The sequence below is a fragment of the Serratia sp. CY32780 genome (genome assembly GCF_052169135.1).
Lineage (GTDB): Bacteria > Pseudomonadota > Gammaproteobacteria > Enterobacterales > Enterobacteriaceae > Serratia > Serratia sarumanii.
This window is the reverse complement of the sequence record NZ_JBJNLI010000001.1, coordinates 2,683,871-2,703,935: the sequence shown is the minus strand read 5'-3', so window position 1 is coordinate 2,703,935 and position 20,065 is coordinate 2,683,871. Positions and strand designations below refer to the sequence as shown.

Below are 20,065 nucleotides of genomic sequence, written 5' to 3'. Positions count from 1 at the left end.
CTTGCGCGGCCTTTTTTACGTGCGGAACAATCAGAAATCGTAGCGCAGACGCACCACGGTCATATCGCCGAGGTTGTCGGTGCTCGATGTCAGCACGTGCTCTACGTCAACGCGGAAGCCGTAGTCAAACTGTACGGTCACCCCGAGGCCGTTGTCGATGCGCTGGTAGTTGCGGCCGGTGACGTATTCCAGGCGATCGCCCATAAAGTACGGCATTACCGATTTCACCGCGTACTGGCCCACCGGCACGGTATAACCGGCCAGGTATTCGATACCCCAGGCATCGCCGGCGAAGTAATTGTTGATGTCGGTTTTCTTGGTGGTCAGGAAGTCGTGGTAGTAACCGCCGCCGAAAGTCAGCGTCCAGTTGTCCGGTTTCCAGCTGAGGGCGGTGCCGACGATGTGCTGATCGTAGCTCTTGCTGCCGCTGGTGGACGGATTGCGCATTTCGGCGCGGGTGTAGTTCCAGGCGGTGCCCCAGGTCAGATCCTGCGTGATGTGGTAGTCCACGCCCAGTGAGCCGCCGCCTTTGCGCTTATAGCGCAGGCCGTTGCCCGGCAGGTAGTCGCTGTCGCTGAACAGGTACGAGGCATAAACGTCCGCATCGCCGAAGCGGTTCTTGTACTTCAGCATCTTGCGTGAACGGTAAGAGCCGTCGTAGTCGCCGTTGATGCCGTTGCCCGGCGCCTGGGCCAACATGTCGTAGTCCCAGATATCGGTCTTGGCGCCCACCACGTCATAGTAAACGCTGTTCTGCTGGCCGAAGGTCATCTGGCCCCAGGTGTTGCTTTTCAGGCCGGTGTACAGCATGCGGCGGCTGGTGTTTCTCGCGCCGTCGGCATAGTGGTGATCCCAGTCGAACAGCGCCGGAATGTTCACGCCCAGCTCGTAGTAGCTGATCCAGCTGATATCGTCGAACAGGTAGTAGTCCGCCGCGAAACGGAAGCGGGTGCCGCCGTCGAAGCCGTTACGCTTGTAGGAACCCTTGTCGCCGTCGCCCGTCATGTTGTTGAACTGTGGACGGATGCTGCCGCCAACGGTGAAGTTCAGGCGGCTGAGCGGATCGCCGGCCTGCGGATCCTGCTTCAGCAGGGTGATTTCCGCCTGAGCGGCGAACGACGCGCTGCCGATCGCCAGACCCAGCGCCACCGCTTGAGTCAATACGCGCAATTTGATTGCCATGTGTTATCCCTGTTTTATGTATGACCGCCCCATCAGCGCCGCCAAGCCGATGTTTTGCGCAGAACGCTGCGTTTTCACGCATTTTGACGGTTTTTTTGGTGTTTTAGCGGCGGGCGGCATTTTTAACATAAACAGTGACATAAAGAATTACTTTTCTTGCTAATTATTGGCCGGTTTTTGACCATTCCGTGCGGTGCAAAGGGCCGCTGTTCATGTTTCTCGATTCGGATGAATTCATCTAACGCCAAGGTTTATATTTTTCATTTGTCAGTCACCGGCGCCAGCCTGTAATTTCATCCGTGCAAGAGATAATAAATTTGAGTCTTTCGCCGGCGTATTAACGTCAGCCTTTGTCTGCGTAATCGGCCGGCATGAATAAGCGATTGGGAGGTCGCCATGAGAAACCTGTTAATGTTATTAGTGGGGCTGTTTTCACTGCCGGCGATGGCGGCGGAGTCGCACGTTTGTCATTCTCAAGCCTATGATTATGCAGAGGTTAGCAAGCTTAGGTTGTCGGATGATACCCTGTTCACCTGCCGCGACGTGGGGCGCCTGACGATCCCTGAATTAGCGCGAAAAGGATGGAAGGTGATTCATTTGGCGCAGCAAACCGAATATACCGACTCCGTCGACAGCGACGGTGAAGTTATTAAGCTTTACCAGGAAATCGTGGTGTATAAAGAATAACGCGACGGTAGCCCGTTATTATTTCAACGGCGGCGAGAACTCTATTATGAATGCGAGAATCGGAATCGACGGCAGGGCTGCCGCCACGATGGTGATGCTATGCGCCATCTGGGGAATGCAACAGGTGGCAATCAAGGCCGCCGAGCCGGATGTGTCAGCGGTGCTGCAAATCGCCATTCGCTCGGGTCTTGCCGCGCTGGCGGTTTACCTGCTGGCGCGCGGCTGCGGCGAGCGCTTCACCTGGGATCGCGCCACGCTGTGCGCCGGTTTGAGCGTGGGGGCATTGTTCGCGCTGGAGTTCTTTTTTGTCTCCGCAGGGCTGCGTTACACCAGCGCCTCGCATATGGCGGTGTTTTTGTACACCGCGCCGCTGTTTTCCGCCCTTGGCCTGCATTTTCTCCTTCCTCAGGAGCGCCTGTCGCCGGTGCAGTGGCTGGGCATGCTCATCGCCTTTGGCGGCGTGGTGCTGGCCATATCGGGCATGGCTGAGGGAAGCGGCGGAGCCGAACGGCTGAAAGGCGATCTCTACGGCCTGCTGGCGGGGATCGCCTGGGGAGCTTCTACCCTGGTGATCCGCACCACGCGCCTGGCGGAGTGCCCGGCCAAACAGACGCTGTTGTTTCAGTTGACGGGCGCCTGTGTGCTGTTGTTGTTGCCGGCGCTGGCGACGGGAAACCTGCATTTCACCCTGAGCCCGGTGGCCTGGTACAGCCTGCTGTTCCAGACCGTGGTGGTGTCATTTTTCAGCTACCTGATCTGGTTTTCGCTGCTGCGCCGTTATCAGGCTTCCTCGCTGGGCATTCTCACCTTTATGACGCCGGTATTCGGCATCCTGGCGGGGGGCGTCATTCTCGGCGAGCCGTTGCAAATTGAGTTTGTATTGGGTGCCGTGCTGATCGTGCTGGGATTAATCGTGGTGAGTTGTTCTTATCTTATTTATTTTGACAGAAGGGTGGCACCCAAAATATAAATTATGGATGTTGATGTACAAAACTACCAAATAAGCTGCGAAAGCCAATTCATTATTCAGCTGCAAATATCCCGCTATGCCTGGGGCGTGCCGCTGATTACGCTCAGTGACAACGGTGATTTTACCGTGATAAGAAGCCGAGGCTGGTCGAGGTTGGCTAATGGGATGCAATTGGAGGTTTATTATTTTGCCAATAATGCCCTGTTGGCCTGGGATAAAAACCGCAAATATATCTCTTATTCAAAGGCCGGCCGGCTCTACGCCTGCGCGCTGAATTTTTCTTATTCCCCCAAAATAGAGCGCTAACCCTCTGGCCATCAGACCAGAGGGGCGATTTTCATGATCCACTGTTTAAACGCGAGGATTTTCGGCCACTGCCGCTCGGAGATGGTCGAGGTAAAATAGCAGTGCTCGCAGGGCACGGTCATGTCGGTGAACGGAATGATCAGCTCGCCGCTTTTGATCCAGTCCTGCACCAGATTGAGCCGCCCCATGGCGACGCCAAGGTGCCGCGTGGCGGCCAGCACCGCGAGATCGGAACGGTCGAACTCCATGCTTTTGCTGTCGGTATCCAGCCCCAGCGCAAAGTGTTGCGACCAGGTTTGCCACTCGTCTTCGCCGGAGTTGTAGCGATCATGCAGCAGCGTGCAGTGGGCCAGGTTTTCCGGCGCATCGTACAGGCTATGTGCGGCGGCGTACTGCGGCGTACAGATCGGCACCATCGATTCTTGCATAAAGGCCTCGTCCAGATGCCGCCCCGAGGGCAGTTTGCCGAAGTACATCGCCAAGTCCACGCCGCGGTTGGCCAGGTTGATGATCTCTTGCCCGGTCAGAATGTTGAGGTGAATGGTGGGGTGCTGGGCGATAAAGTCGCCGATGCGCGGCAGCAGCAGGCATTGCACCAGAGACGGGTGCGAGTAGAGGGTCAGGGTGCCCGTCAGCTCGCGATTCTTGATGTCCAGAATTTCCTGATTCAGCGTGTTGAAGGAGCTGTCCAGCGCCCATTGCATGCGCTCGCCCTCCGGCGTCAGGGTAATTCTGCGATGAAAGCGCTGGAATAGCAGAAAACCCAACTCCTTTTCGAGCAAATTAATGCGGTGGCTTACGGCGCTGGGGGTGATCGACAATTCTTGCGCCGCCAGCGCAAAAGATAAATGACGGGCGACGCATTCGAAAGTATGCAGCCGGGAAAATTGATAGCTGGTCAGCGGGGTGGCCCGCTGTGAATGTTTTTTAGTGGGGAACATGCTATTTCTCCGTGCGCGCAATACAGCGATCTTAACATTTAATGGAGAGGAGGATAAACCCAGGTTGACGAATGGAGTCGAATTTTAACCTGATGGTTTTAATGATGTTGAGGGTAAGCCGATTTATTGCACCAAGGCCGTAAATAACCGCCGAGGGGTTTGGGTTGAGAAGACGATAAAAATCAGGAATACGCGAGGAAAATAAAATGGCTGTCGTTAAGCAGTGAGTAAAGGCGGCGTGCGACGGTATGAAAAAGAATGCCGCCTATTCCATGAGGGATATCGCCGTTTCGCCATAATAACCCGATGCCGCTGAATAGCCGTTAATCATCATTGTCGGCGTAACGGATGAATAAATCGAAAAGGCCATATGCTCGCACGGCATTGCCCGTTGGCCGATAGCACCGCGCCCGGTTGTCGTTAACCGGGCGCGGCGTTCAGGGAAAAGCGGTTTGCTCGCCGGCGTGTATCAACGGCGGCGCAGCAGCAGGCCGGTCAACAGGCCAGCGCCGGCAATGAGGGCTAATGCGGCGAGGGGGTTTTTCTTCATCATGCTGCCGGCGCAGCTCAGGGCGTCGCCGTATTTTTCTTGCAGCGCGCCCGCTGCATAGCGCGTGGCGCCTTCGGCCTGCAAACGTGGGTTTCCGGTGACGTCGCCCGCCATTTCCTGCGCCTTGCCCGCCACTTTTTCCATCATGCCATTGGCTTTTTCGCTGTTCATTGTGATGCGCTCCTAAGGTTCGATCCGTTTGGCTTCCGCACAGGGCGAAAGCCTGCATTTGCACCTCCATGTTATGCACTTCACTTTGAGCCTATAAGGGGCGTTTGCATCGGTGCGGATAGTGCATTTGCAGGCTACTTTCCGTTCCTGGCGGCCAGCCCGCCGGTAAACAGCCCGCGTTCTCTGGCCCAGACGATGGCTTCGCTGCGGCTGTGCACGCCAAGCTTGGAATAGACCGTCGCGACATGGTTGCGAATGGTGTTGAGCGCCAGATTGAGACGCGCCGCGATTTTCTTGTCCGGCAGCCCCTCGCAAATCAACTCCAGCACATCGCGCTCGCGCGGCGTGAGATCGCTGGCGGTCAATCCGGCCTGGTCGGGCCGGTTGATGCTTTTCACGTTGGCCAGTTTTTCAATCAGGGTTTGGCTGAACCAGGAGGCGTCCTGCATCACTTCTTCGATGGCGCTGACCAGCTCCAGCTCCGAGCGTTTGCGTTCGGTAATGTCCATGAGCACCAGCAGGTAGCAGGGCGCATTGTGGATGCTGACGGCATCCGCCGAGGCCACGCAGTCGATCGACTCACTCCCTTTCTTGCGTACCCGGATGTCCAGCCCTTCGACGTTGCCGCTTTTTTCCAGCGCGGCAAACAAACGGCGGTTCGCCTCGGGATCGTCAATAAACGGGATCTCATCGATCGTCTTGCCGATCAAGGCTTCGGCGTCGTACTCGGTGGTGCGGGTAAAGGCTTCGTTGACGTCCAGCACGCGCCGCTCGTGCGCGGTACACAGCAACGTCGGCACCGGGCTCAGGCGAAATGCCTTGGCGAACCGCTCTTCACTTTCCCGCAGCGCCGATTCCGCCTGGCGCCGGGGTTCGAGATCGGTAAAAGTGAACAGCATGCAGTCGTCTTCATTGATGTCCAGCGGTTGGCCGGCAACCACCACCAGCTTGCTTCCGCCACCGGGCAGTTTCAGCTCGGCCTCCATTTGCGGAATGGTGGCGCCTTCCCCCAGGCGCTGTATCGCCAGATCTTTGTGCTCCGCCTGTTCCAAAACGTCGAGTTCATAAACCGAACGGCCCATGACCTGTTCACGTTGGTAACCGGTCATATCGAGGAACCCCTGGTTGACCTTGACGTAGCGCAGGTCGCTTAGCCGACAAATGACTGCCGGCGCCGGATTGGCGTTGAAGGTTTTTTCAAAGCGCTGTTCGGCGCTGGCCCACTCCGTCGCGTCGCTCAGGATCAGCGCCAGCAGCTCCGGTTGCCCCTGCGCATCGGTGATAATCAGGCTCCGTAGGCGGTGCACCCAGAAGCTGTCCGGATCGTCGGCCTGCCGAACCTCCACCACCACATCGGTGAAGGTCTCGCCATCGGCAACCCGGTTCAGCGGATACTGTTCCAAAGCCAGCGGATGATTGTTGCGATAGCGCAGGGCAAAACGCGCCGCGTACTCGCCGGCATTGGCCCCCAGAGCTTTCTGATGACTCACGCCATGCATGGCCAACGCGGCCTCGTTGGCCCAGAGCAGCGTTCGATAGGTATCCGTCAGGATCACGCCGTCGGACAAGCCGGAGATGATTTGCTGCAGGTGGCCGCGGTGGGTTTCGCTGGCCAGGACGGATTGGCTCATGTGTTCTCCGCTAGACAGAAGGGAGCGGCCTCTGACCGGGGCCGCGGGTTACGCTACTCGCTGAGCAGCTTAGTGCATAACGTGCGTATTCGCAGGGTGTGAATGCACTAGTCATTCTGGCGCAAATGAACCGGGACGGCCGACGACGCCGCGCGGCAGACTGCATCTGTCTGCGCGGTTATCCGCCGTGCGTGCAATCACTTGTCCAGAAAATATAAGGAACAACGATGACCACTGTCTATGAATCAAATCGCTTTGCGTTTCAGGTGTCATGGGGCTCGATATTGGCCGGGAGTGCCGTGGCGCTGGTGACTTATCTGATCTTCAGCGTGCTGGGCACGGCTATCGGCGCCCAGGCCGTGGATATGATGCAAAAGGGTAACCCGCTGAGCGGCTTTGGCACCGGCACCGGGATCTGGCTGCTGGTTTCAACGCTGGCGTCGCTGGCCGCAGGCGCGTTTGTCGCCGGCCGCACCGCACCGAACCGCGGCGGCTTGCATGGCCTGCTGAGCTGGGCGATCACCACCTTGCTGACCACCTGGCTGGTGGTTTCATTGGCGAGTGGCGTGGTGGGGCTGGCGGGCAGCGCGGTGGGCAAAGGGCTTTCGCTGGCGGGCAGCGGCCTGGCGGCGGCGGCGCCAAACGTGGGCGAAGGCCTCAAGCAACAGCTGGATAAAAAGGGCATCAGCCTTGACTGGGGAAGCCTGGAAAACCAGTTGAACGCCACGCTCAAGCAGACCGGCAAGCCGGAACTGGATCCGGCTCGGTTGGAACAGAAGGCCGATAGGGCGACCGCCGACGGCAAGCAATCGGCCATGGACGCGGCTGCCGATCCGGCGCAGGCCGCCTCCGAGCTCAAGCAGTGGTTCGACCGCGTCAAGCAGTCCGGTGAGCCGACGTTGAGCGCCGCCGACAAGGATGCGCTGGTGAATATCGTTGCGGCGCGCACCGGCAAAAGCCGCGATGAAGCGAGCCAAATCGTCGATAACTATGCTCAGGCTTACCAGCAGGCGGTGCAGAAAGTGGAAAAACTCAAGGCCGAGGCAGAGCAGAAAGCGCGTGAAGCGGCCGACGAAGCGGCCAAACAGCTGTCGCGCGCCGCGTGGGGTTCGCTGTTGATGCTGCTGTTGGGCGCCGCGCTGAGCGCCGGTGTGGGGCGGATTGCCGAATCAACCCGCCGCACTGTCGCGGTAAGTTGAGATGAAAAAAAACCTGTCGTGCATCTCGCTGAATTATCGAAAAGTAGCGGGGGCCTCTGCTCCCGTGCTCGTCATCGACTTTTGCAACGAGAATAACGAGCGCTACACCCTGCGCTACAACCTGCCGCCGGATACCCCGGAACGCACCGAGCGGCGGGTATCTTTGCTGCTGTATCTGTTGCGCAAGCACAGATCCGCAGAGATCGACAACCTGGCTGATTAATCAGGCCGTTAATGAAAGGCCCGGCCTTATAGGCTGGGCTTTTTACTGGGCAATCAGGCTATTCTGGCAACAACGCACGGTGCGAGTCGGCACGAGGCTTTTACGTTGGAGGGCCGGCGGTTCACGGTGGGCAAAGTAGCGCCCCAATTGGCGTGGAGGGTAAAATAGGGCATCGAGCAAGATGTGTTAAAACATCGGTTCTTCTCAGCGCAGGAAAAAAGATAAAAGAAGCTCCCTATTACGATCTGTGATTTTCTGGCCCGATGTTCAGAAAATGAGCCTGTCCCTATCTTCTTTTCAAACGCTGCTCATGCTTTTATTTATTAGCCTCAATAAGTTTTATCAGTCAGCCTGATTATAAAATGCATTTTAATTTGCAATGATGAAATTCCTATTTGGTCATGCAATTGGGATGCAAAAAAACACTTTAAGATAAAACAATTAACATAAAGTGTGATTTGCCCTGGTGTGGCAAATGCATCTTTAATGGATGCACTTTGCGTGGCGCATTTTTTATTCACGTGTTTTTCGCAAGCGTATTTATATAACATGATCATTTTCAGTTATTTATATGATGACTTTTCCCATGCCGTAAAAATGGCGTTGTCAGGGTGATTTTTTTAGGATTAATCTTAATGACTTGATTTGGTTGGTTAACGATTTTAATGAAAAGGACACAATTTTTATAAAAGCAAGGAGCGCGTATGGACTATCGAAAAGATATTCTTTTACAGGTGTTAGAGTATATGGAGAAGAATATTATAGAGGGACTTTCTGTTGAGAAAGTGTCTATTATCTCGGGTTACTCTAAATGGCATTTACAGCGGCTGTTTAAACATTATTTTGGCATTACGTTAGGGACTTATATCAGAAACAGAAAGCTGAGCCGATCCGCAATCTTGCTTAAACAACATCAAGGGAACATATTGGATGTCGCCTTGGCATCGGGCTTTGCCTCTCAGCAATGTTACACGCGGGCGTTTAAACGTTTCTTTGGCGAAACGCCCAACAGCTTTAGGAACAGCCAGGGATGGGATTTTTCCACCCAGATCCCACCGTATGGCACTGACAAGAAACCCTATTTTTATCACACGGTCATGCCGGATGATATCGAGCTGTTAAAGCAGTACAAGGCATTGATCTTCCATTCCATAAGGAAATACAGAGATGCCGGTGACATTACGCAGACTAATGAGAAATGGTTAAGCAAGCATGGGAAGGCTTATCGTGCGGAAAACAACAGAGCGGGAAAATGGCATTCAAACGGTAAGGAGCAAGAGGTTTTTCATTCTATCTTCAATTTCTACATACCCAGAGGGAAATATATTGTCATCCCCTTTATGGGTGAGTTGTCTGAGTACATTGATTTTTTTGCAGATATCTATGACGCCTATCTGCCGGCTATCAATGTCAAGGTGAGAGAAAGTTTTTTTATCGAACTATATAGACATGAGCATTTACACAGTCGCGTCGTCAATGTCGATATACTTATTCCTGTGGCGTAGCGTTGAGAAAAGGAAACATCATGAGTATAGAGAAATCCACCGATTCGATGAATAAGCGTCATTATGCGCGCCGTATGCTACCTTTGACATTGTCTGTGTCTGGCGGAGCGAGCGTGGCCGGTTTAGCCAGACAGGCCATTCAATTCGCGTTGGCATTAACTCTTTTCATGTTTTCAGGAAATGCGATGGCAAATAATCGGGAGCATCAGCAAATAGCGTTAGTCGGCACCTGGACCCATATTCCGGATGCGCCTGCGGTGCAGAAACCGGCGCACCCCAGTGAAGGCCTCTATCGTCTGGCGGTTAATGGCGACGGCACATTAACGCTGCTCGACGTGATTAAAATGAAAAGCCCGTCATGGATCGTAAAATCTCGCGATGGCCGTTTCGCCTATGTCACCAATGAGGAGAACGCGGGAACGGTCACTGCCTTGGCGATAGACAAAGACGGCGCCGTGCGGGTGCTGAATACGGTGAGCAGCGCGGGCCGGCAGCCGACGCATGCCACCCTCAGCCCGGATGGCAAGTTTCTATTTGTCGCCAACTACTCCGTCGCCAAAGGCGGCGCGGGGGTGACGGTATTACCGATTGGCGGCGACGGCAAACTGGGGGAACGGGTGCAGCATTTTCCGTTCACGCCCGGCTCCGGCGCCGTGCAGGGGCGCCAGGAAGGGGGCCATGCGCACTCCACCACCTTCAGCCTCGATGGCCAATACCTGTACGCGGCGGATCTCGGCGGGGACAAGCTGCGCGCCTACCGCTATCGCTCGGGCAACGCGCAGCCGTTGCAAGCGGATGCTTCGCGCGATGTCGCCTTCGCACCCGGCGCCGGCCCACGGCACATGGCGTTCTCGCCAGAAGGGGAATACGCCTACGTCATCACTGAAATGGCGAGTGAAATCGAGGTGTTTGCCGTCAGCGACCATCGATTGACGCGGCAAGGGAAGGTGAAACTGAACGGCGGGCAGGATTCAGCGGAGGCGAAAAGCGGTGGGGCAATAATCCTCAGCCCGAGCGGCAGATATCTTATTGCCACCAATCGCGGTGCCGATAACCACCTGCTGGTATTAAAAATTGGCGAGGATGGGCTGCCGGGCGCACCGACGCGCTATGAGGCCGGCGGTATTGAACCGCGTGCGCTCGCTTTCGATGCCGGCGGCAACCATCTCTATGTGACGAATGTGTTTACCAATACCGTTATGTTGTTCGATTTCGATGATGAGAAGGGCGAATTGCAGGCCAGAGGTAAGGCGACGACGGTTTCTACTCCGACGGATATTAAGTTTTTTAATTAATGCCAATCATAACGCTCGGGGGAAACCGGCTCTGAACAGGGGAAAAGGGGAATTGCGGGTGCAGATGATGGGGAATGGCTGGATAAGAAAGAATGGCGTCCCCGACTGGAATCGAACCAGTAACTAGCCCTTAGGAGGGGCTTGTTATATCCGTTTAACTACGGGGACGCTGCGGGCCGGCAACCGAAGCTGCCGGGGCATTATACCTTTTTTTACCCGCAGAATAAGCGCTTAGCGGCGCGTTTGCTCAATACCTCGCCAGTTCATGCCGAAATTTCCTCGGCTAACCGACGGCGATCACGGTTTTTCCCCGCCGTGGCACCGTTTTTCCTCTTGCAGGCGCGCCGCCCGGTTTTTGGCGCTCAAATCGTTGCGGATCTGCGCGTGGCTTATCAGCGCAAAGATAAAGGTGCCGCCGATGATGTTGCCCGCCAGCGTCGGCAGGGCGAACGGGTAAATGAATTCTTGCCATTCAATCGCGCCGTTGAACACCAGATAGAGGATCTCGACAGAGCCGACCACGATATGGGTCAGATCGCAAATCGCCACCAGGTAGGTCATCAGTACGATCACCCAGATTTTCGCCGCGCCGGCGGCCGGGAACATCCACACCATGGTGGCGATGATCCAGCCGGCCAGGATGCCGTTGGCGAACATTTCTCCCGGCGTATGGCGCATCACCTCTTCGCCCAGGCTGATGAAGGCGCCGCGCGTCTCGGCGTCGAACAGCGGCATATGGGTAAACGCCAACGCCGCCAGCCCGGTGCCGATCAGGTTGCCGAGCAGCACCACGCCCCACAGGCGCAGCAGGATCAGCAGGTTGCGCGGCGTGGGTTTATGCATGATTGGCAATACCGCCGTGACGGTATTTTCGGTAAACAGCTGCTGGCGCGCCATGATGACAATGATGAAACCGAAGGTGTAGCCGAGGTTCTCGATGAAAAAGCGGCTGGGATCGTCCGGCAGGCGGGCGTGGAAAATGCCCTTTGCCGCCAGCGAGGCGCCCATCGACAGCCCGGCGGCGATCGCCGACCACAGCAATGCCAGCCAGTCGCGCTCCAGCTCTTTTTCGCCTTCCATCCGGATCTGTTCATGCACCGCCGCCGCGCGCGACGGCAGATTTTCTTCCCTGACTTCGATTTCGCGCTTGCCCTGTTCCTGTTCTTCGCTCTCTACCTGCATCGTCTCATCCGGCTCGTGCTCCTGGCGTCGCTGTTCGTTCATGCTGTCGCTCCTGCTTCATAAGGGTGAGTTCACGTCATTAAGCGTAGTTAAATGCGGCGAAATACAGAAAAAGGTAACAAGAGTTAAAATCCGCCGATTTTTTCCACGCATTCTTGATCCTGCTCGCCATATTGGCCCGTCGGCGCGCCCGCCGCGGGCTGCGTGCGGGGAAAGGCTTATGCTATGATTCGCTATCCCAAAGAAAAATATGAGTTCCCCGATGCTGGAAGCCAAAAGTCTGAGTTGCGTGCGCGATGAGCGCATCCTGTTTAGCGAGCTAAGCTTTTCAGTTCAGCCGGGCGATATCATTCAGGTAGAAGGGCCGAACGGCGCGGGCAAGACCAGTTTACTGCGCATTCTCGCCGGCCTGGCGCGGCCGGACGGCGGCGAGGTGTGCTGGCGCGGGCGCAACACGCTGCGCGATCGCGCGAATTACCAGCAAGATTTGCTGTTTATCGGCCATCAGCCCGGCATCAAAGCCGTATTGACGCCCTTCGAAAATCTGCAGTTTTATCAAGCGGTGCGCGGCGCGGCCGAGCATCAGGACATCTGGCGCGCGCTGGAGCAGGTGGGGCTGGTGGGTTACGAAGATCTGCCGGTGGCGCAGCTTTCCGCCGGGCAGCAGCGGCGCGTGGCGCTGGCGCGGCTGTGGCTCAGCGCGGCGTCGCTGTGGATCCTCGATGAACCGCTGACGGCGATCGACAAACAGGGCGTGGCCGAGTTGATTAGCCTTTTTGAACAACATGCGCAGCGGGGCGGCATGGTATTGTTGACCACCCATCAGGATTTGGCCGGCGTCGGCCAAACGGTGGGCAAAGTTCGTTTGGCGGAACACGACGCGGGGAGTTTGTGATGTTTTTGACTCTGGTGCGCCGCGAACTGAAGATCGCCTGCCGTAAAGGCTCGGAGATCGTCAACCCGCTGTGGTTTTTCCTGATAGTGATCACGCTATTCCCGTTGGGGATTGGCCCGGAGCCGCAGCTGCTGGCGCGCATTGCGCCGGGCATCGTGTGGGTGGCGGCGCTGCTGGCCTCGCTGCTGTCGCTGGAGCGGCTGTTTCGCGATGATTTCCTCGATGGCTCGCTGGAGCAGCTGTTGCTGCTGCCGACGCCGCTGCCGATGACGGTGCTGGGCAAAGTGTGTGCTCACTGGGTCGTGACGGGTCTGCCGCTGCTGATCCTGTCGCCGCTGGTGGCGCTGCTGCTGTCGCTCGATATGCAGACCTGGCTGGCGGTGGCGGGGACGCTGCTGCTCGGCACGCCGACGCTGAGCCTGATCGGCGCTATCGGCGTGGGGTTGACCGTCGGCCTGCGCAAAGGGGGCGTGCTGCTCAGCCTGCTGGTGCTGCCGCTGTATATTCCTGTGCTGATCTTCGCCACCGGGGCGATCGACGCCGCTTCGATGGGCATGCCGATCGACGGTTACCTGGCGATACTCGGCGCGATGCTGGCGGGCAGCGTGACTTTGGCGCCGTTTGCCACCGCGGCGGCGCTGCGAGTGAGCGTACACTAGCTAACGTATTGAATGAACAGACGGGCAAGGCCGAGAAGAGCGTACCCCGCAGAAGATTTTCGCCGTTTCGAACCCTCGGGGCGGCCGACGCATAAAAATTACCGTGAGCACTGACGACAATGTGGAAATGGTTACATCAACTGGCGCGGCCTGAACGGCTGTATCACGTCTGCGGCCGCTTTATCCCCTGGCTGGGGCTGGCGGCGGCGGCCTGCCTGCTGCTTGGCTGGGCATGGGGCTTTGGTTTCGCGCCGAAGGATTATCAGCAGGGCGACAGCTTCCGCATCATTTATATTCACGTGCCGGCGGCCATGTGGTCGATGGGCATCTACGCCTCGATGGCGGTGGCGGCGTTTATCGGCCTGGTGTGGCAGATGAAAATGTCCGATACCGTGGTGGCGGCGATGGCGCCGATCGGCGCGGTGTTCACCTTTATCGCGCTGGTGACCGGCTCCGCCTGGGGCAAGCCGATGTGGGGCACCTGGTGGGTGTGGGATGCGCGTCTGACCTCCGAGCTGGTGCTGCTGTTCCTCTATATGGGCGTCATCGCGCTGTATAACGCTTTCGAAGACCGCCGCCTGGCGGGCCGCGCCGCCGGGATTCTGGTGCTGGTGGGCGTGGTGAATATCCCTATCATCCATTTTTCGGTCGAATGGTGGAATACGCTGCATCAGGGCTCGACCAATATGCAGCAGTCTATCGCGCCAAGCATGCGCACCCCGCTGCGCTGGGCGATCCTCGGTTACCTGCTGCTGTTCGTCACGCTGACGCTGATGCGCCTGCGCAATCTGATCTTGTTCCAGGAGCGCCAGCGCCCGTGGGTCGCCGGGCTGGTGAATAAGGAGCGTCAGTCATGAATGCCGCGTTCGATTCCTGGTCGGCGTTTTTCGCCATGGGCGGTTACGCCTTCTATGTTTGGCTGGCGGTCGCCGCCACGCTGATTTCGCTGTTGGGGCTGGTGGCGCACACCGTCTGGCAACGGCGGCAGTTGCTCGCCGAGATCGGCCGCCGTCAGGCGCGCGAGCGGCGCATTCGCCATGCGCAACAATCAAAACAAAAATCCGCCGCACCGCGGGAGAAATCATTGTGAATCCACGTCGTAAAAGCCGCCTTTATCTGGCGATCGTTGTGCTGATCGGCATCGCGCTGACCGCGACCCTGATGCTGTACGCGCTGCGCTCCAACATCGATCTGTTCTATACCCCGGGTGAAATCCTGCAGGGCAAGGGTGAAAATCATGAGAAGCCCGAGGTCGGCCAGCGGCTGCGCATCGGCGGCATGGTGATGCCGGGCTCGGTGAAACGCGATCCCAATACGCTGCAGGTCAGCTTCAAGATTTACGACGCGCGCGGCGCGATCGGCGTGACCTACACCGGCATTCTGCCGGACCTGTTCCGCGAAGGGCAGGGCGTGGTGGCGCAGGGCGTGCTGGGTGAGGGCAACGTGGTCAATGCGCGCGAAGTGCTGGCCAAACACGATGAAAAATACACGCCGCCGGAAGTGGCCGACGCGATGAAAGAGAACCACAAAGGCCCGGCGGAAGCGTATAACGCGCCGCAGGCGGAGGGCGCCAAGTCATGATGCCGGAACTGGGCAGTTTTCTGCTGTGCCTGGCGCTGGCGATTGCGCTGCTGCTGAGCATTTACCCGCAGTGGGGCGCGGCGCGGCAAGACAGCCGCATGATGGCGGTCGCCCGCCCGCTGACCTACGGCATGTTCGCCGCGATTGCGCTGGCGTTCCTGTGCCTGGTGCACGCCTTCGTGGTCAATGATTTTACCGTCGCCTACGTGGCCACCAACTCCAATACCCAACTACCGGTGTATTACCGCATCGCCGCCACCTGGGGGGCGCATGAGGGGTCGCTGCTGCTGTGGGTGCTGCTGCTGAGCTGTTGGTCGCTGGCGGTGGCGTTGTGCAGCCGGGCGATGCCGCAGGATGCGGTGGCGCGGGTGCTGTCGGTGATGGGGATGATCACCGCCGGTTTCCTGCTGTTCATCATCATGACCTCCAATCCGTTCACCCGCACGCTGCCGAACTTCCCGATCGACGGCAGCGATCTCAACCCGCTGCTGCAGGATATCGGCCTGATCTTCCACCCGCCGCTGCTGTATATGGGCTATGTTGGCTTCTCGGTCGCCTTCGCCTTCGCCATCGCCTCGCTGATGGCTGGCCGGCTCGACACCGCCTGGGCGCGCTGGTCGCGCCCGTGGACCACCGCCGCCTGGGTGTTCCTCACGCTGGGCATCGTGCTCGGATCGGCCTGGGCCTACTATGAGCTGGGCTGGGGCGGCTGGTGGTTCTGGGATCCGGTGGAAAACGCCTCCTTTATGCCGTGGTTGGCCGGCACTGCGCTGATGCATTCGCTGGCGGTGACCGAAAAACGCGGCACGTTCAAAGCCTGGACGGTACTGCTGGCGATCACCGCCTTTTCGCTGTGCCTGCTGGGCACCTTCCTGGTGCGTTCCGGCGTGCTGGTCTCGGTGCACTCCTTCGCCTCCGATCCGGCGCGCGGCATGTTTATCCTCGCCTATCTGGTGATCGTGATCGGCGGTTCGCTGCTGCTGTACGCCGTCAAGGGCGGCCAGGTGCGCAGCCGGGTGCAGCACGAGACCTTCTCGCGCGAGACCTTCCTGCTGGGCAACAACGTGCTGCTGATCGCCGCCATGCTGGTGGTGCTGTTGGGCACGCTGCTGCCGCTGGTGCACAAACAGCTGGGGCTGGGCAGCATCTCGATCGGTGAGCCGTTCTTCAACACCATGTTCACCTGGCTGATGGCGCCGTTGGCGCTGCTGTTGGGCATCGGCCCGCTGGTGCGCTGGCGCCGCGATGAGCCGAGCAAGCTGTGGCGCCGCCTCGGCGTGGCGCTGTTGGCGACGCTGGCGCTGTCGATTCTGCTGCCGTGGCTGCTGCAGGACAGCATCGCCGGCATGACGGTGGTGGGCCTGATCATGGCGCTGTGGGTGATCATCCTGACGCTGATGGAACTGCATGAGCGTGCCACCCACCGTCACGGTTTCTGGCGCGGCCTGCGGCAGCTGTCCCGCAGCCACTGGGGCATGGTGCTCGGCCACCTCGGCGTGGCGGTGACGGTGATCGGCATCGCCTTCAGCCAGAACTACAGCGTGGAGCGCGACGTGCGGATGAAGGCCGGCGACAGCGTGGATATCCACAACTATCACTTCGTGTTCCGCGACGTGCACGACATTCGCGGCCCGAACTACAGCGGCGGCGTCGGCATCATCGACGTCACGCGCAACGGCAAGCCGGAGGCGACGCTGCGCGCGGAGAAACGCTACTACAGCGTGGCGCGCAGCATGATGACCGAGGCGGCGATCGACGGCGGTTTCAGCCGCGATCTGTATGCGGCGCTGGGCGAAGAGCTGGAGGACGGTTCCTGGGCGGTGCGCCTGTATTACAAACCCTTTGTGCGCTGGATCTGGTTCGGCGGCGTCTTTATGGCGATCGGCGGCCTGCTGTGCATCCTTGACCCGCGTTACCGCATGAGCAAAAAACTCAAGCGCGAAGGCAAGCTGGAGACGCAACCATGAAGCGCAAGCTGCTGTTTATCCCGTTGGTACTCTTCCTGCTGCTGGTGGCGGCGCTGATGGTGCAGCTGACGCGCAACGCCGGCGGCGAAGATCCGACCATGCTGGAATCGGCGCTGATCGGCAAACCGGTGCCGACCTTCAGGCTGGAATCGCTGGATCAGCCCGGCAAAACCTACGATCAGGCGGTGCTGCGCGACGGCAAGCCGATATTGCTCAACGTCTGGGCCACCTGGTGCCCGACCTGCCGCGCGGAACACCAGTATCTCAACACGCTGGCGGCGCGCGGCGTGCGGGTGGTTGGCCTGAACTACAAAGACGATCGCGCCAAGGCGGTGACCTGGCTGAATTCCCTCGGCAATCCCTATGCCCTCAGCCTGTACGACGGCGACGGCATGCTGGGGTTGGATCTCGGGGTCTACGGCGCGCCGGAGACCTTTCTCATCGACGGCCAGGGGATTATTCGCTATCGCCACGCCGGTGACATGAATGAGCGCGTCTGGCAGCAGGAAGTGCTGCCGCTGTATAAAAAGTACGGAGGTGAGGCATGAGGCTGATTGTCCTGCTGTGCGCCGCGCTGCTGAGCTGGAGCGCCGCCGCGGCGATCGATACCTATCGCTTCAACTCCGTCGAGCAGGAGCAGCAGTATCGCGAGTTGACCGAACAACTGCGCTGCCCGAAATGCCAAAACAACAGCATTGCCGATTCCAACGCCATCATCGCCGCCGACATGCGCACCAAGGTGTACGAGCTGATGATGCAGGGGCAAAGCAAGCAGCAGATCATTGATTACATGGTGGCGCGCTACGGCAATTTCGTCACCTACGAGCCGCCGGTAACGCCGGCGACGCTGATCTTGTGGATCGGCCCGCTGCTGTTCGTGCTGATCGGCGGGGCGGTGGTGATCCTGCGCGCCCGGCGCCGGCCTGGCGCGGCGGTGGACGATGCATTCTCCGAACGGGAACGGCAGCGCCTGGCGGCGCTGTTGCAAGAGACTGACAGGAAGAAACCCTAATGGCTTTTTGGCTGATTATTTGCGTGTTGCTGGCCGGCGCCGCCGCGTTGCTGGTGGTGCCGGCAATGCGCTACGGCAAGCAGAGCGCCGCCACGCGCGATGCGTTGAACAAGGCTTTTTATCAGGATCGTCTCAGCGAGCTGGAGCAGGACGAGCAGCAGGGCGTGGTGGCCGAGCGCCCGGAGCTGGTGAAAGAGCTGCAACAGAACCTGTTGAACGACATCCCGGCCGAGCAAGCGGCGCAGGCGAAACCGATCAATCGTTGGGCGCTGGTGCCGGGCGTGCTGTTATTGCTGGCGGTGACCGTTGGCTTTTATCTGAAAACCGGCGGATTGGCGCAGGTGCTGGACTGGCGTCTGGTGCAGGCGCAAATGCCGGAATTGCGCGAGCGCGTCGCCAATGAGCGCGCCAAACCGCTGAGCATGGAAGAGATCGCCCGCCTCGGGCTGGGGCTGCGCACCGCGCTGCAGCAGGACGATCGCAACATCAACGACTGGATGATGCTGGGGCGCGTCGGCATGGCGTTGAACAACGCCACCACCGCCACGCAGGCGTTTGCCCATGCTTATCAATTGGATCCGAATAGTCTGGAAGTGCGGCTCGGCTATGCCGAGGTCTTGACGCGCTCCAACGATCCGGAGGATAACAAGCAGGCGACGCAGCTGCTGCGGCGCATGATCGCGGAAAACCACGGCGATCCGCGGGTGCTGAGCCTGTTGGCGTTCAATGCCTTCGAACAGGGCGATTTCAAGCAGGCGATCGGTGCCTGGCAGGTGATGCTGCAACTGCTGCCGGCCAACGATCCGCGCGCGGAAGTGATAAAGCGCAGCATTGCACAAGCAAAAGCCCAGGCAGGCGGAGAAAATGTTAAACTGAATGTGACCGTTTCGCTGTCACCGCAGGCGGCGAAAGCCTTGCCGGCGCAGGGGACGCTGGTCATTTCGGTCACTGACGGCGTTAGCCCGGTGCCGGTGGCGGTAAAACAATTGCCGCTGAGCCGTTTTCCGCTGTCTTTCTCACTGGATGACGGCAACGCCATGATGCCCGAGCGTCTGCTCTCGGCGCAGCATCAGGTGCAGGTGCGTGTGCGCCTCTCACAGGACGGATTGGCCACGCCGCAGCCGGGGGATTGGTTCGGCGAAAGCTCGCTGCAGACATTCAGCGGTAAAGAGCAGGTTAGCGTTCAGATAAACAAGCAGGTCACTGAAAAATAAGACCGAACGTGTTTTTATGGAGAAAAATATGAACTTTCGCCTGACTGGGGTGGCATTCGCAACGGTATTACTGGTGGGCTGTGCCAGCGCGCCAGACAACGATCCGCAAGGGCGTTCCGATCCTCTGGAAGGATTCAACCGGACGATGTTCGACTTCAACTACAACGTCCTGGATCCCTATATCCTGCGTCCGGTCGCGGTGGCCTGGCGTGACTACGTGCCGATGCCGGCGCGTAACGGCATCAGCAACTTCACCTCCAACCTGGAAGAGCCGGCCAGCATGGTCAACGCCTTCCTCAAGGGCGACCCTTACCGCGGGATGATTCACTTCAACCGCTTCTTCCTGAACACCCTGCTCGGGATGGGCGGCCTGATCGACGTGGCCGGCATGGCCAACCCGAAACTGGCGCGCGAAGAGCCGAACCGCTTCGGCAGCACGTTGGGGCATTACGATGTAGGTTATGGCCCGTACGTGATGCTGCCGGGCTACGGCAGCTTCACCCTGCGTGAAGACGGCGGCGACTTTGCGGATACGCTGTATCCGATGCTGAGCTACCTCACCTTCTGGATGTCGGCGGGCAAATGGGTGGTCGAGGGGATCGAAACCCGCGCCCAGCTGCTGGATTCCGACGGCCTGCTGCGCAACTCCTCCGATCCTTACATCATGGTGCGCGAAGCTTACTTCCAGCGCCACGATTTCATCGCCAACGGCGGCTCGCTCAAGCCGGAAGAGAACCCGAACGCCAAGGCGATTCAGGGCGAACTGGACGAGATCGACTCGCAGTAATCACGGGCGTCACGCCAATGAAAAACCCGCCGGCAGGCGGGTTTTTTATGCCGGCAGCACGCGGCAGGCAAAGAAAAAGCGCCCCGCGGGGCGCTTTGGCATCCATCT

The 20,065-nt window shown here is 58.7% G+C and carries 22 protein-coding genes and 1 tRNA gene; 17 read left to right on the top strand and 6 right to left on the bottom strand.

What is annotated here, in order from left to right; genetic code table 11:
• Positions 1-30 precede the first annotated feature (30 nt).
• Positions 31-1,182: a porin gene (locus tag ACJ8HH_RS13070; protein WP_033648100.1), complete on the bottom strand. Its 1,152-nt coding sequence runs from the start codon at positions 1,180-1,182 to the stop codon at positions 31-33.
• A 396-nt stretch (positions 1,183-1,578) separates the two neighbouring features.
• Here ACJ8HH_RS13070 and ACJ8HH_RS13065 point away from each other — a divergent pair, with 396 nt between their 5' ends.
• Genes ACJ8HH_RS13065 through ACJ8HH_RS13055 form a run of 3 tightly spaced genes read left to right on the top strand, consistent with a single transcriptional unit; the run spans position 1,579 to position 3,145 of the window.
• On the top strand, positions 1,579-1,869 hold the full coding sequence (locus tag ACJ8HH_RS13065) for a hypothetical protein (RefSeq protein WP_033635408.1): 291 nt from the start codon (positions 1,579-1,581) through the stop codon (positions 1,867-1,869).
• A 46-nt stretch (positions 1,870-1,915) separates the two neighbouring features.
• Entirely contained in the window at positions 1,916-2,839 is a 924-nt protein-coding gene (locus tag ACJ8HH_RS13060; RefSeq protein WP_060451738.1) for a DMT family transporter, read from the top strand.
• Between the two features lie 3 nt (positions 2,840-2,842).
• Entirely contained in the window at positions 2,843-3,145 is a 303-nt protein-coding gene (locus tag ACJ8HH_RS13055; RefSeq protein ID WP_033648098.1) for a hypothetical protein, read from the top strand.
• Between the two features lie 11 nt (positions 3,146-3,156).
• Here the strand turns inward: ACJ8HH_RS13055 and dsdC are convergent, their stop codons facing one another.
• The 3 genes from dsdC to ACJ8HH_RS13040 form a co-directional block, all read right to left on the bottom strand.
• Positions 3,157-4,086, bottom strand: a complete 930-nt coding sequence (gene dsdC, locus ACJ8HH_RS13050) for a DNA-binding transcriptional regulator DsdC (RefSeq protein WP_039564894.1) — start codon at positions 4,084-4,086, stop codon at positions 3,157-3,159.
• A gap of 469 nt (positions 4,087-4,555) precedes the next feature.
• On the bottom strand, positions 4,556-4,807 hold the full coding sequence (locus ACJ8HH_RS13045) for a CsbD family protein (RefSeq protein ID WP_033648096.1): 252 nt from the start codon (positions 4,805-4,807) through the stop codon (positions 4,556-4,558).
• A 134-nt stretch (positions 4,808-4,941) separates the two neighbouring features.
• Positions 4,942-6,438 carry a helix-turn-helix transcriptional regulator gene (locus ACJ8HH_RS13040; RefSeq protein ID WP_039564898.1) on the bottom strand — a complete coding sequence of 499 codons (1,497 nt, stop codon included), beginning with the start codon at positions 6,436-6,438 and terminating at the stop codon, positions 4,942-4,944.
• Positions 6,439-6,665: 227 nt separating this feature from the next.
• On the opposite strand from ACJ8HH_RS13040, the gene ACJ8HH_RS13035 reads away from it, so the two are divergent.
• From ACJ8HH_RS13035 to ACJ8HH_RS13020, 4 genes are all read left to right on the top strand, one after another.
• A complete protein-coding gene (locus ACJ8HH_RS13035) occupies positions 6,666-7,637 on the top strand; it encodes a hypothetical protein (RefSeq protein ID WP_041036124.1) in 972 nt (323 codons plus the stop codon).
• A 1-nt stretch (position 7,638) separates the two neighbouring features.
• Positions 7,639-7,860 (top strand): hypothetical protein, encoded by a 222-nt coding sequence (locus tag ACJ8HH_RS13030; protein WP_004936288.1) that lies wholly within the window; start codon positions 7,639-7,641, stop codon positions 7,858-7,860.
• Between the two features lie 704 nt (positions 7,861-8,564).
• Positions 8,565-9,365: a helix-turn-helix domain-containing protein gene (locus ACJ8HH_RS13025; protein ID WP_039564901.1), complete on the top strand. Its 801-nt coding sequence runs from the start codon at positions 8,565-8,567 to the stop codon at positions 9,363-9,365.
• A 20-nt stretch (positions 9,366-9,385) separates the two neighbouring features.
• Positions 9,386-10,660: a lactonase family protein gene (locus tag ACJ8HH_RS13020; protein WP_230298440.1), complete on the top strand. Its 1,275-nt coding sequence runs from the start codon at positions 9,386-9,388 to the stop codon at positions 10,658-10,660.
• 93 nt (positions 10,661-10,753) lie between these two features.
• On the opposite strand, the gene ACJ8HH_RS13015 is transcribed toward ACJ8HH_RS13020, so the two are convergent.
• Both ACJ8HH_RS13015 and ACJ8HH_RS13010 read right to left on the bottom strand, forming a co-directional pair.
• A tRNA-Arg gene (locus ACJ8HH_RS13015) sits at positions 10,754-10,828 on the bottom strand.
• A 129-nt stretch (positions 10,829-10,957) separates the two neighbouring features.
• The gene (locus ACJ8HH_RS13010) at positions 10,958-11,884 is read right to left on the bottom strand and encodes a formate/nitrite transporter family protein (RefSeq protein WP_060451736.1); all 927 of its coding nucleotides are present in this window, start codon (positions 11,882-11,884) and stop codon (positions 10,958-10,960) included.
• A gap of 220 nt (positions 11,885-12,104) precedes the next feature.
• Between ACJ8HH_RS13010 and ccmA the strand changes: the two genes are divergently transcribed.
• The 10 genes from ccmA to mlaA all read left to right on the top strand — a co-directional run bounded on the left by ccmA (position 12,105) and on the right by mlaA (position 19,957).
• Complete coding sequence (gene ccmA / locus ACJ8HH_RS13005) at positions 12,105-12,737, top strand: cytochrome c biogenesis heme-transporting ATPase CcmA (RefSeq protein WP_197766261.1); 633 nt, start codon at positions 12,105-12,107, stop codon at positions 12,735-12,737.
• Complete coding sequence (gene ccmB / locus ACJ8HH_RS13000; protein ID WP_025303731.1) at positions 12,737-13,396, top strand: heme exporter protein CcmB; 660 nt, start codon at positions 12,737-12,739, stop codon at positions 13,394-13,396. The genes ccmA and ccmB overlap by 1 nt, the downstream gene beginning before the upstream one ends.
• 119 nt (positions 13,397-13,515) lie before the next feature.
• On the top strand, positions 13,516-14,253 hold the full coding sequence (locus ACJ8HH_RS12995; protein ID WP_004936270.1) for a heme ABC transporter permease: 738 nt from the start codon (positions 13,516-13,518) through the stop codon (positions 14,251-14,253).
• Positions 14,250-14,486 (top strand): heme exporter protein CcmD, encoded by a 237-nt coding sequence (ccmD, locus tag ACJ8HH_RS12990; protein ID WP_004936267.1) that lies wholly within the window; start codon positions 14,250-14,252, stop codon positions 14,484-14,486. Before ACJ8HH_RS12995 ends, ccmD begins: the two co-directional genes overlap by 4 nt.
• A complete protein-coding gene (gene ccmE, locus ACJ8HH_RS12985; protein ID WP_004936264.1) occupies positions 14,483-14,977 on the top strand; it encodes a cytochrome c maturation protein CcmE in 495 nt (164 codons plus the stop codon). The genes ccmD and ccmE overlap by 4 nt, the downstream gene beginning before the upstream one ends.
• Positions 14,974-16,944: a heme lyase CcmF/NrfE family subunit gene (locus ACJ8HH_RS12980; RefSeq protein ID WP_033648089.1), complete on the top strand. Its 1,971-nt coding sequence runs from the start codon at positions 14,974-14,976 to the stop codon at positions 16,942-16,944. Before ccmE ends, ACJ8HH_RS12980 begins: the two co-directional genes overlap by 4 nt.
• A complete protein-coding gene (locus ACJ8HH_RS12975) occupies positions 16,941-17,492 on the top strand; it encodes a DsbE family thiol:disulfide interchange protein (protein ID WP_015378623.1) in 552 nt (183 codons plus the stop codon). The genes ACJ8HH_RS12980 and ACJ8HH_RS12975 overlap by 4 nt, the downstream gene beginning before the upstream one ends.
• Positions 17,489-17,956: a cytochrome c-type biogenesis protein gene (locus tag ACJ8HH_RS12970; protein WP_033635396.1), complete on the top strand. Its 468-nt coding sequence runs from the start codon at positions 17,489-17,491 to the stop codon at positions 17,954-17,956. The genes ACJ8HH_RS12975 and ACJ8HH_RS12970 overlap by 4 nt, the downstream gene beginning before the upstream one ends.
• Complete coding sequence (gene ccmI / locus ACJ8HH_RS12965) at positions 17,956-19,170, top strand: c-type cytochrome biogenesis protein CcmI (protein WP_049212425.1); 1,215 nt, start codon at positions 17,956-17,958, stop codon at positions 19,168-19,170. Before ACJ8HH_RS12970 ends, ccmI begins: the two co-directional genes overlap by 1 nt.
• Before the next feature lie 28 nt (positions 19,171-19,198).
• A complete protein-coding gene (gene mlaA, locus ACJ8HH_RS12960) occupies positions 19,199-19,957 on the top strand; it encodes a phospholipid-binding lipoprotein MlaA (protein ID WP_033635394.1) in 759 nt (252 codons plus the stop codon).
• Positions 19,958-20,065 lie beyond the last annotated feature (108 nt).

Coding starts and splice junctions, on each gene's coding strand:
- ACJ8HH_RS13030 (WP_004936288.1), top strand. CDS start 7,639: ATGAAAAAAAACCTGTCGTGCATCTCGCTGAATTATCGAAAAGTAGCG.
- ACJ8HH_RS13025 (WP_039564901.1), top strand. CDS start 8,565: ATGGACTATCGAAAAGATATTCTTTTACAGGTGTTAGAGTATATGGAG.
- ACJ8HH_RS13040 (WP_039564898.1), bottom strand. CDS start 6,438: ATGAGCCAATCCGTCCTGGCCAGCGAAACCCACCGCGGCCACCTGCAG.
- ACJ8HH_RS12975 (WP_015378623.1), top strand. CDS start 16,941: ATGAAGCGCAAGCTGCTGTTTATCCCGTTGGTACTCTTCCTGCTGCTG.
- ACJ8HH_RS13055 (WP_033648098.1), top strand. CDS start 2,843: ATGGATGTTGATGTACAAAACTACCAAATAAGCTGCGAAAGCCAATTC.
- ACJ8HH_RS12995 (WP_004936270.1), top strand. CDS start 13,516: ATGTGGAAATGGTTACATCAACTGGCGCGGCCTGAACGGCTGTATCAC.
- ACJ8HH_RS12970 (WP_033635396.1), top strand. CDS start 17,489: ATGAGGCTGATTGTCCTGCTGTGCGCCGCGCTGCTGAGCTGGAGCGCC.
- ccmB (WP_025303731.1), top strand. CDS start 12,737: ATGTTTTTGACTCTGGTGCGCCGCGAACTGAAGATCGCCTGCCGTAAA.
- dsdC (WP_039564894.1), bottom strand. CDS start 4,086: ATGTTCCCCACTAAAAAACATTCACAGCGGGCCACCCCGCTGACCAGC.
- ccmD (WP_004936267.1), top strand. CDS start 14,250: ATGAATGCCGCGTTCGATTCCTGGTCGGCGTTTTTCGCCATGGGCGGT.
- ccmA (WP_197766261.1), top strand. CDS start 12,105: ATGCTGGAAGCCAAAAGTCTGAGTTGCGTGCGCGATGAGCGCATCCTG.
- ACJ8HH_RS13060 (WP_060451738.1), top strand. CDS start 1,916: ATGAATGCGAGAATCGGAATCGACGGCAGGGCTGCCGCCACGATGGTG.
- ACJ8HH_RS13010 (WP_060451736.1), bottom strand. CDS start 11,884: ATGAACGAACAGCGACGCCAGGAGCACGAGCCGGATGAGACGATGCAG.
- ACJ8HH_RS12980 (WP_033648089.1), top strand. CDS start 14,974: ATGATGCCGGAACTGGGCAGTTTTCTGCTGTGCCTGGCGCTGGCGATT.
- ACJ8HH_RS13070 (WP_033648100.1), bottom strand. CDS start 1,182: ATGGCAATCAAATTGCGCGTATTGACTCAAGCGGTGGCGCTGGGTCTG.
- ACJ8HH_RS13065 (WP_033635408.1), top strand. CDS start 1,579: ATGAGAAACCTGTTAATGTTATTAGTGGGGCTGTTTTCACTGCCGGCG.
- ccmI (WP_049212425.1), top strand. CDS start 17,956: ATGGCTTTTTGGCTGATTATTTGCGTGTTGCTGGCCGGCGCCGCCGCG.
- ACJ8HH_RS13045 (WP_033648096.1), bottom strand. CDS start 4,807: ATGAACAGCGAAAAAGCCAATGGCATGATGGAAAAAGTGGCGGGCAAG.
- ACJ8HH_RS13020 (WP_230298440.1), top strand. CDS start 9,386: ATGAGTATAGAGAAATCCACCGATTCGATGAATAAGCGTCATTATGCG.
- mlaA (WP_033635394.1), top strand. CDS start 19,199: ATGAACTTTCGCCTGACTGGGGTGGCATTCGCAACGGTATTACTGGTG.
- ACJ8HH_RS13035 (WP_041036124.1), top strand. CDS start 6,666: ATGACCACTGTCTATGAATCAAATCGCTTTGCGTTTCAGGTGTCATGG.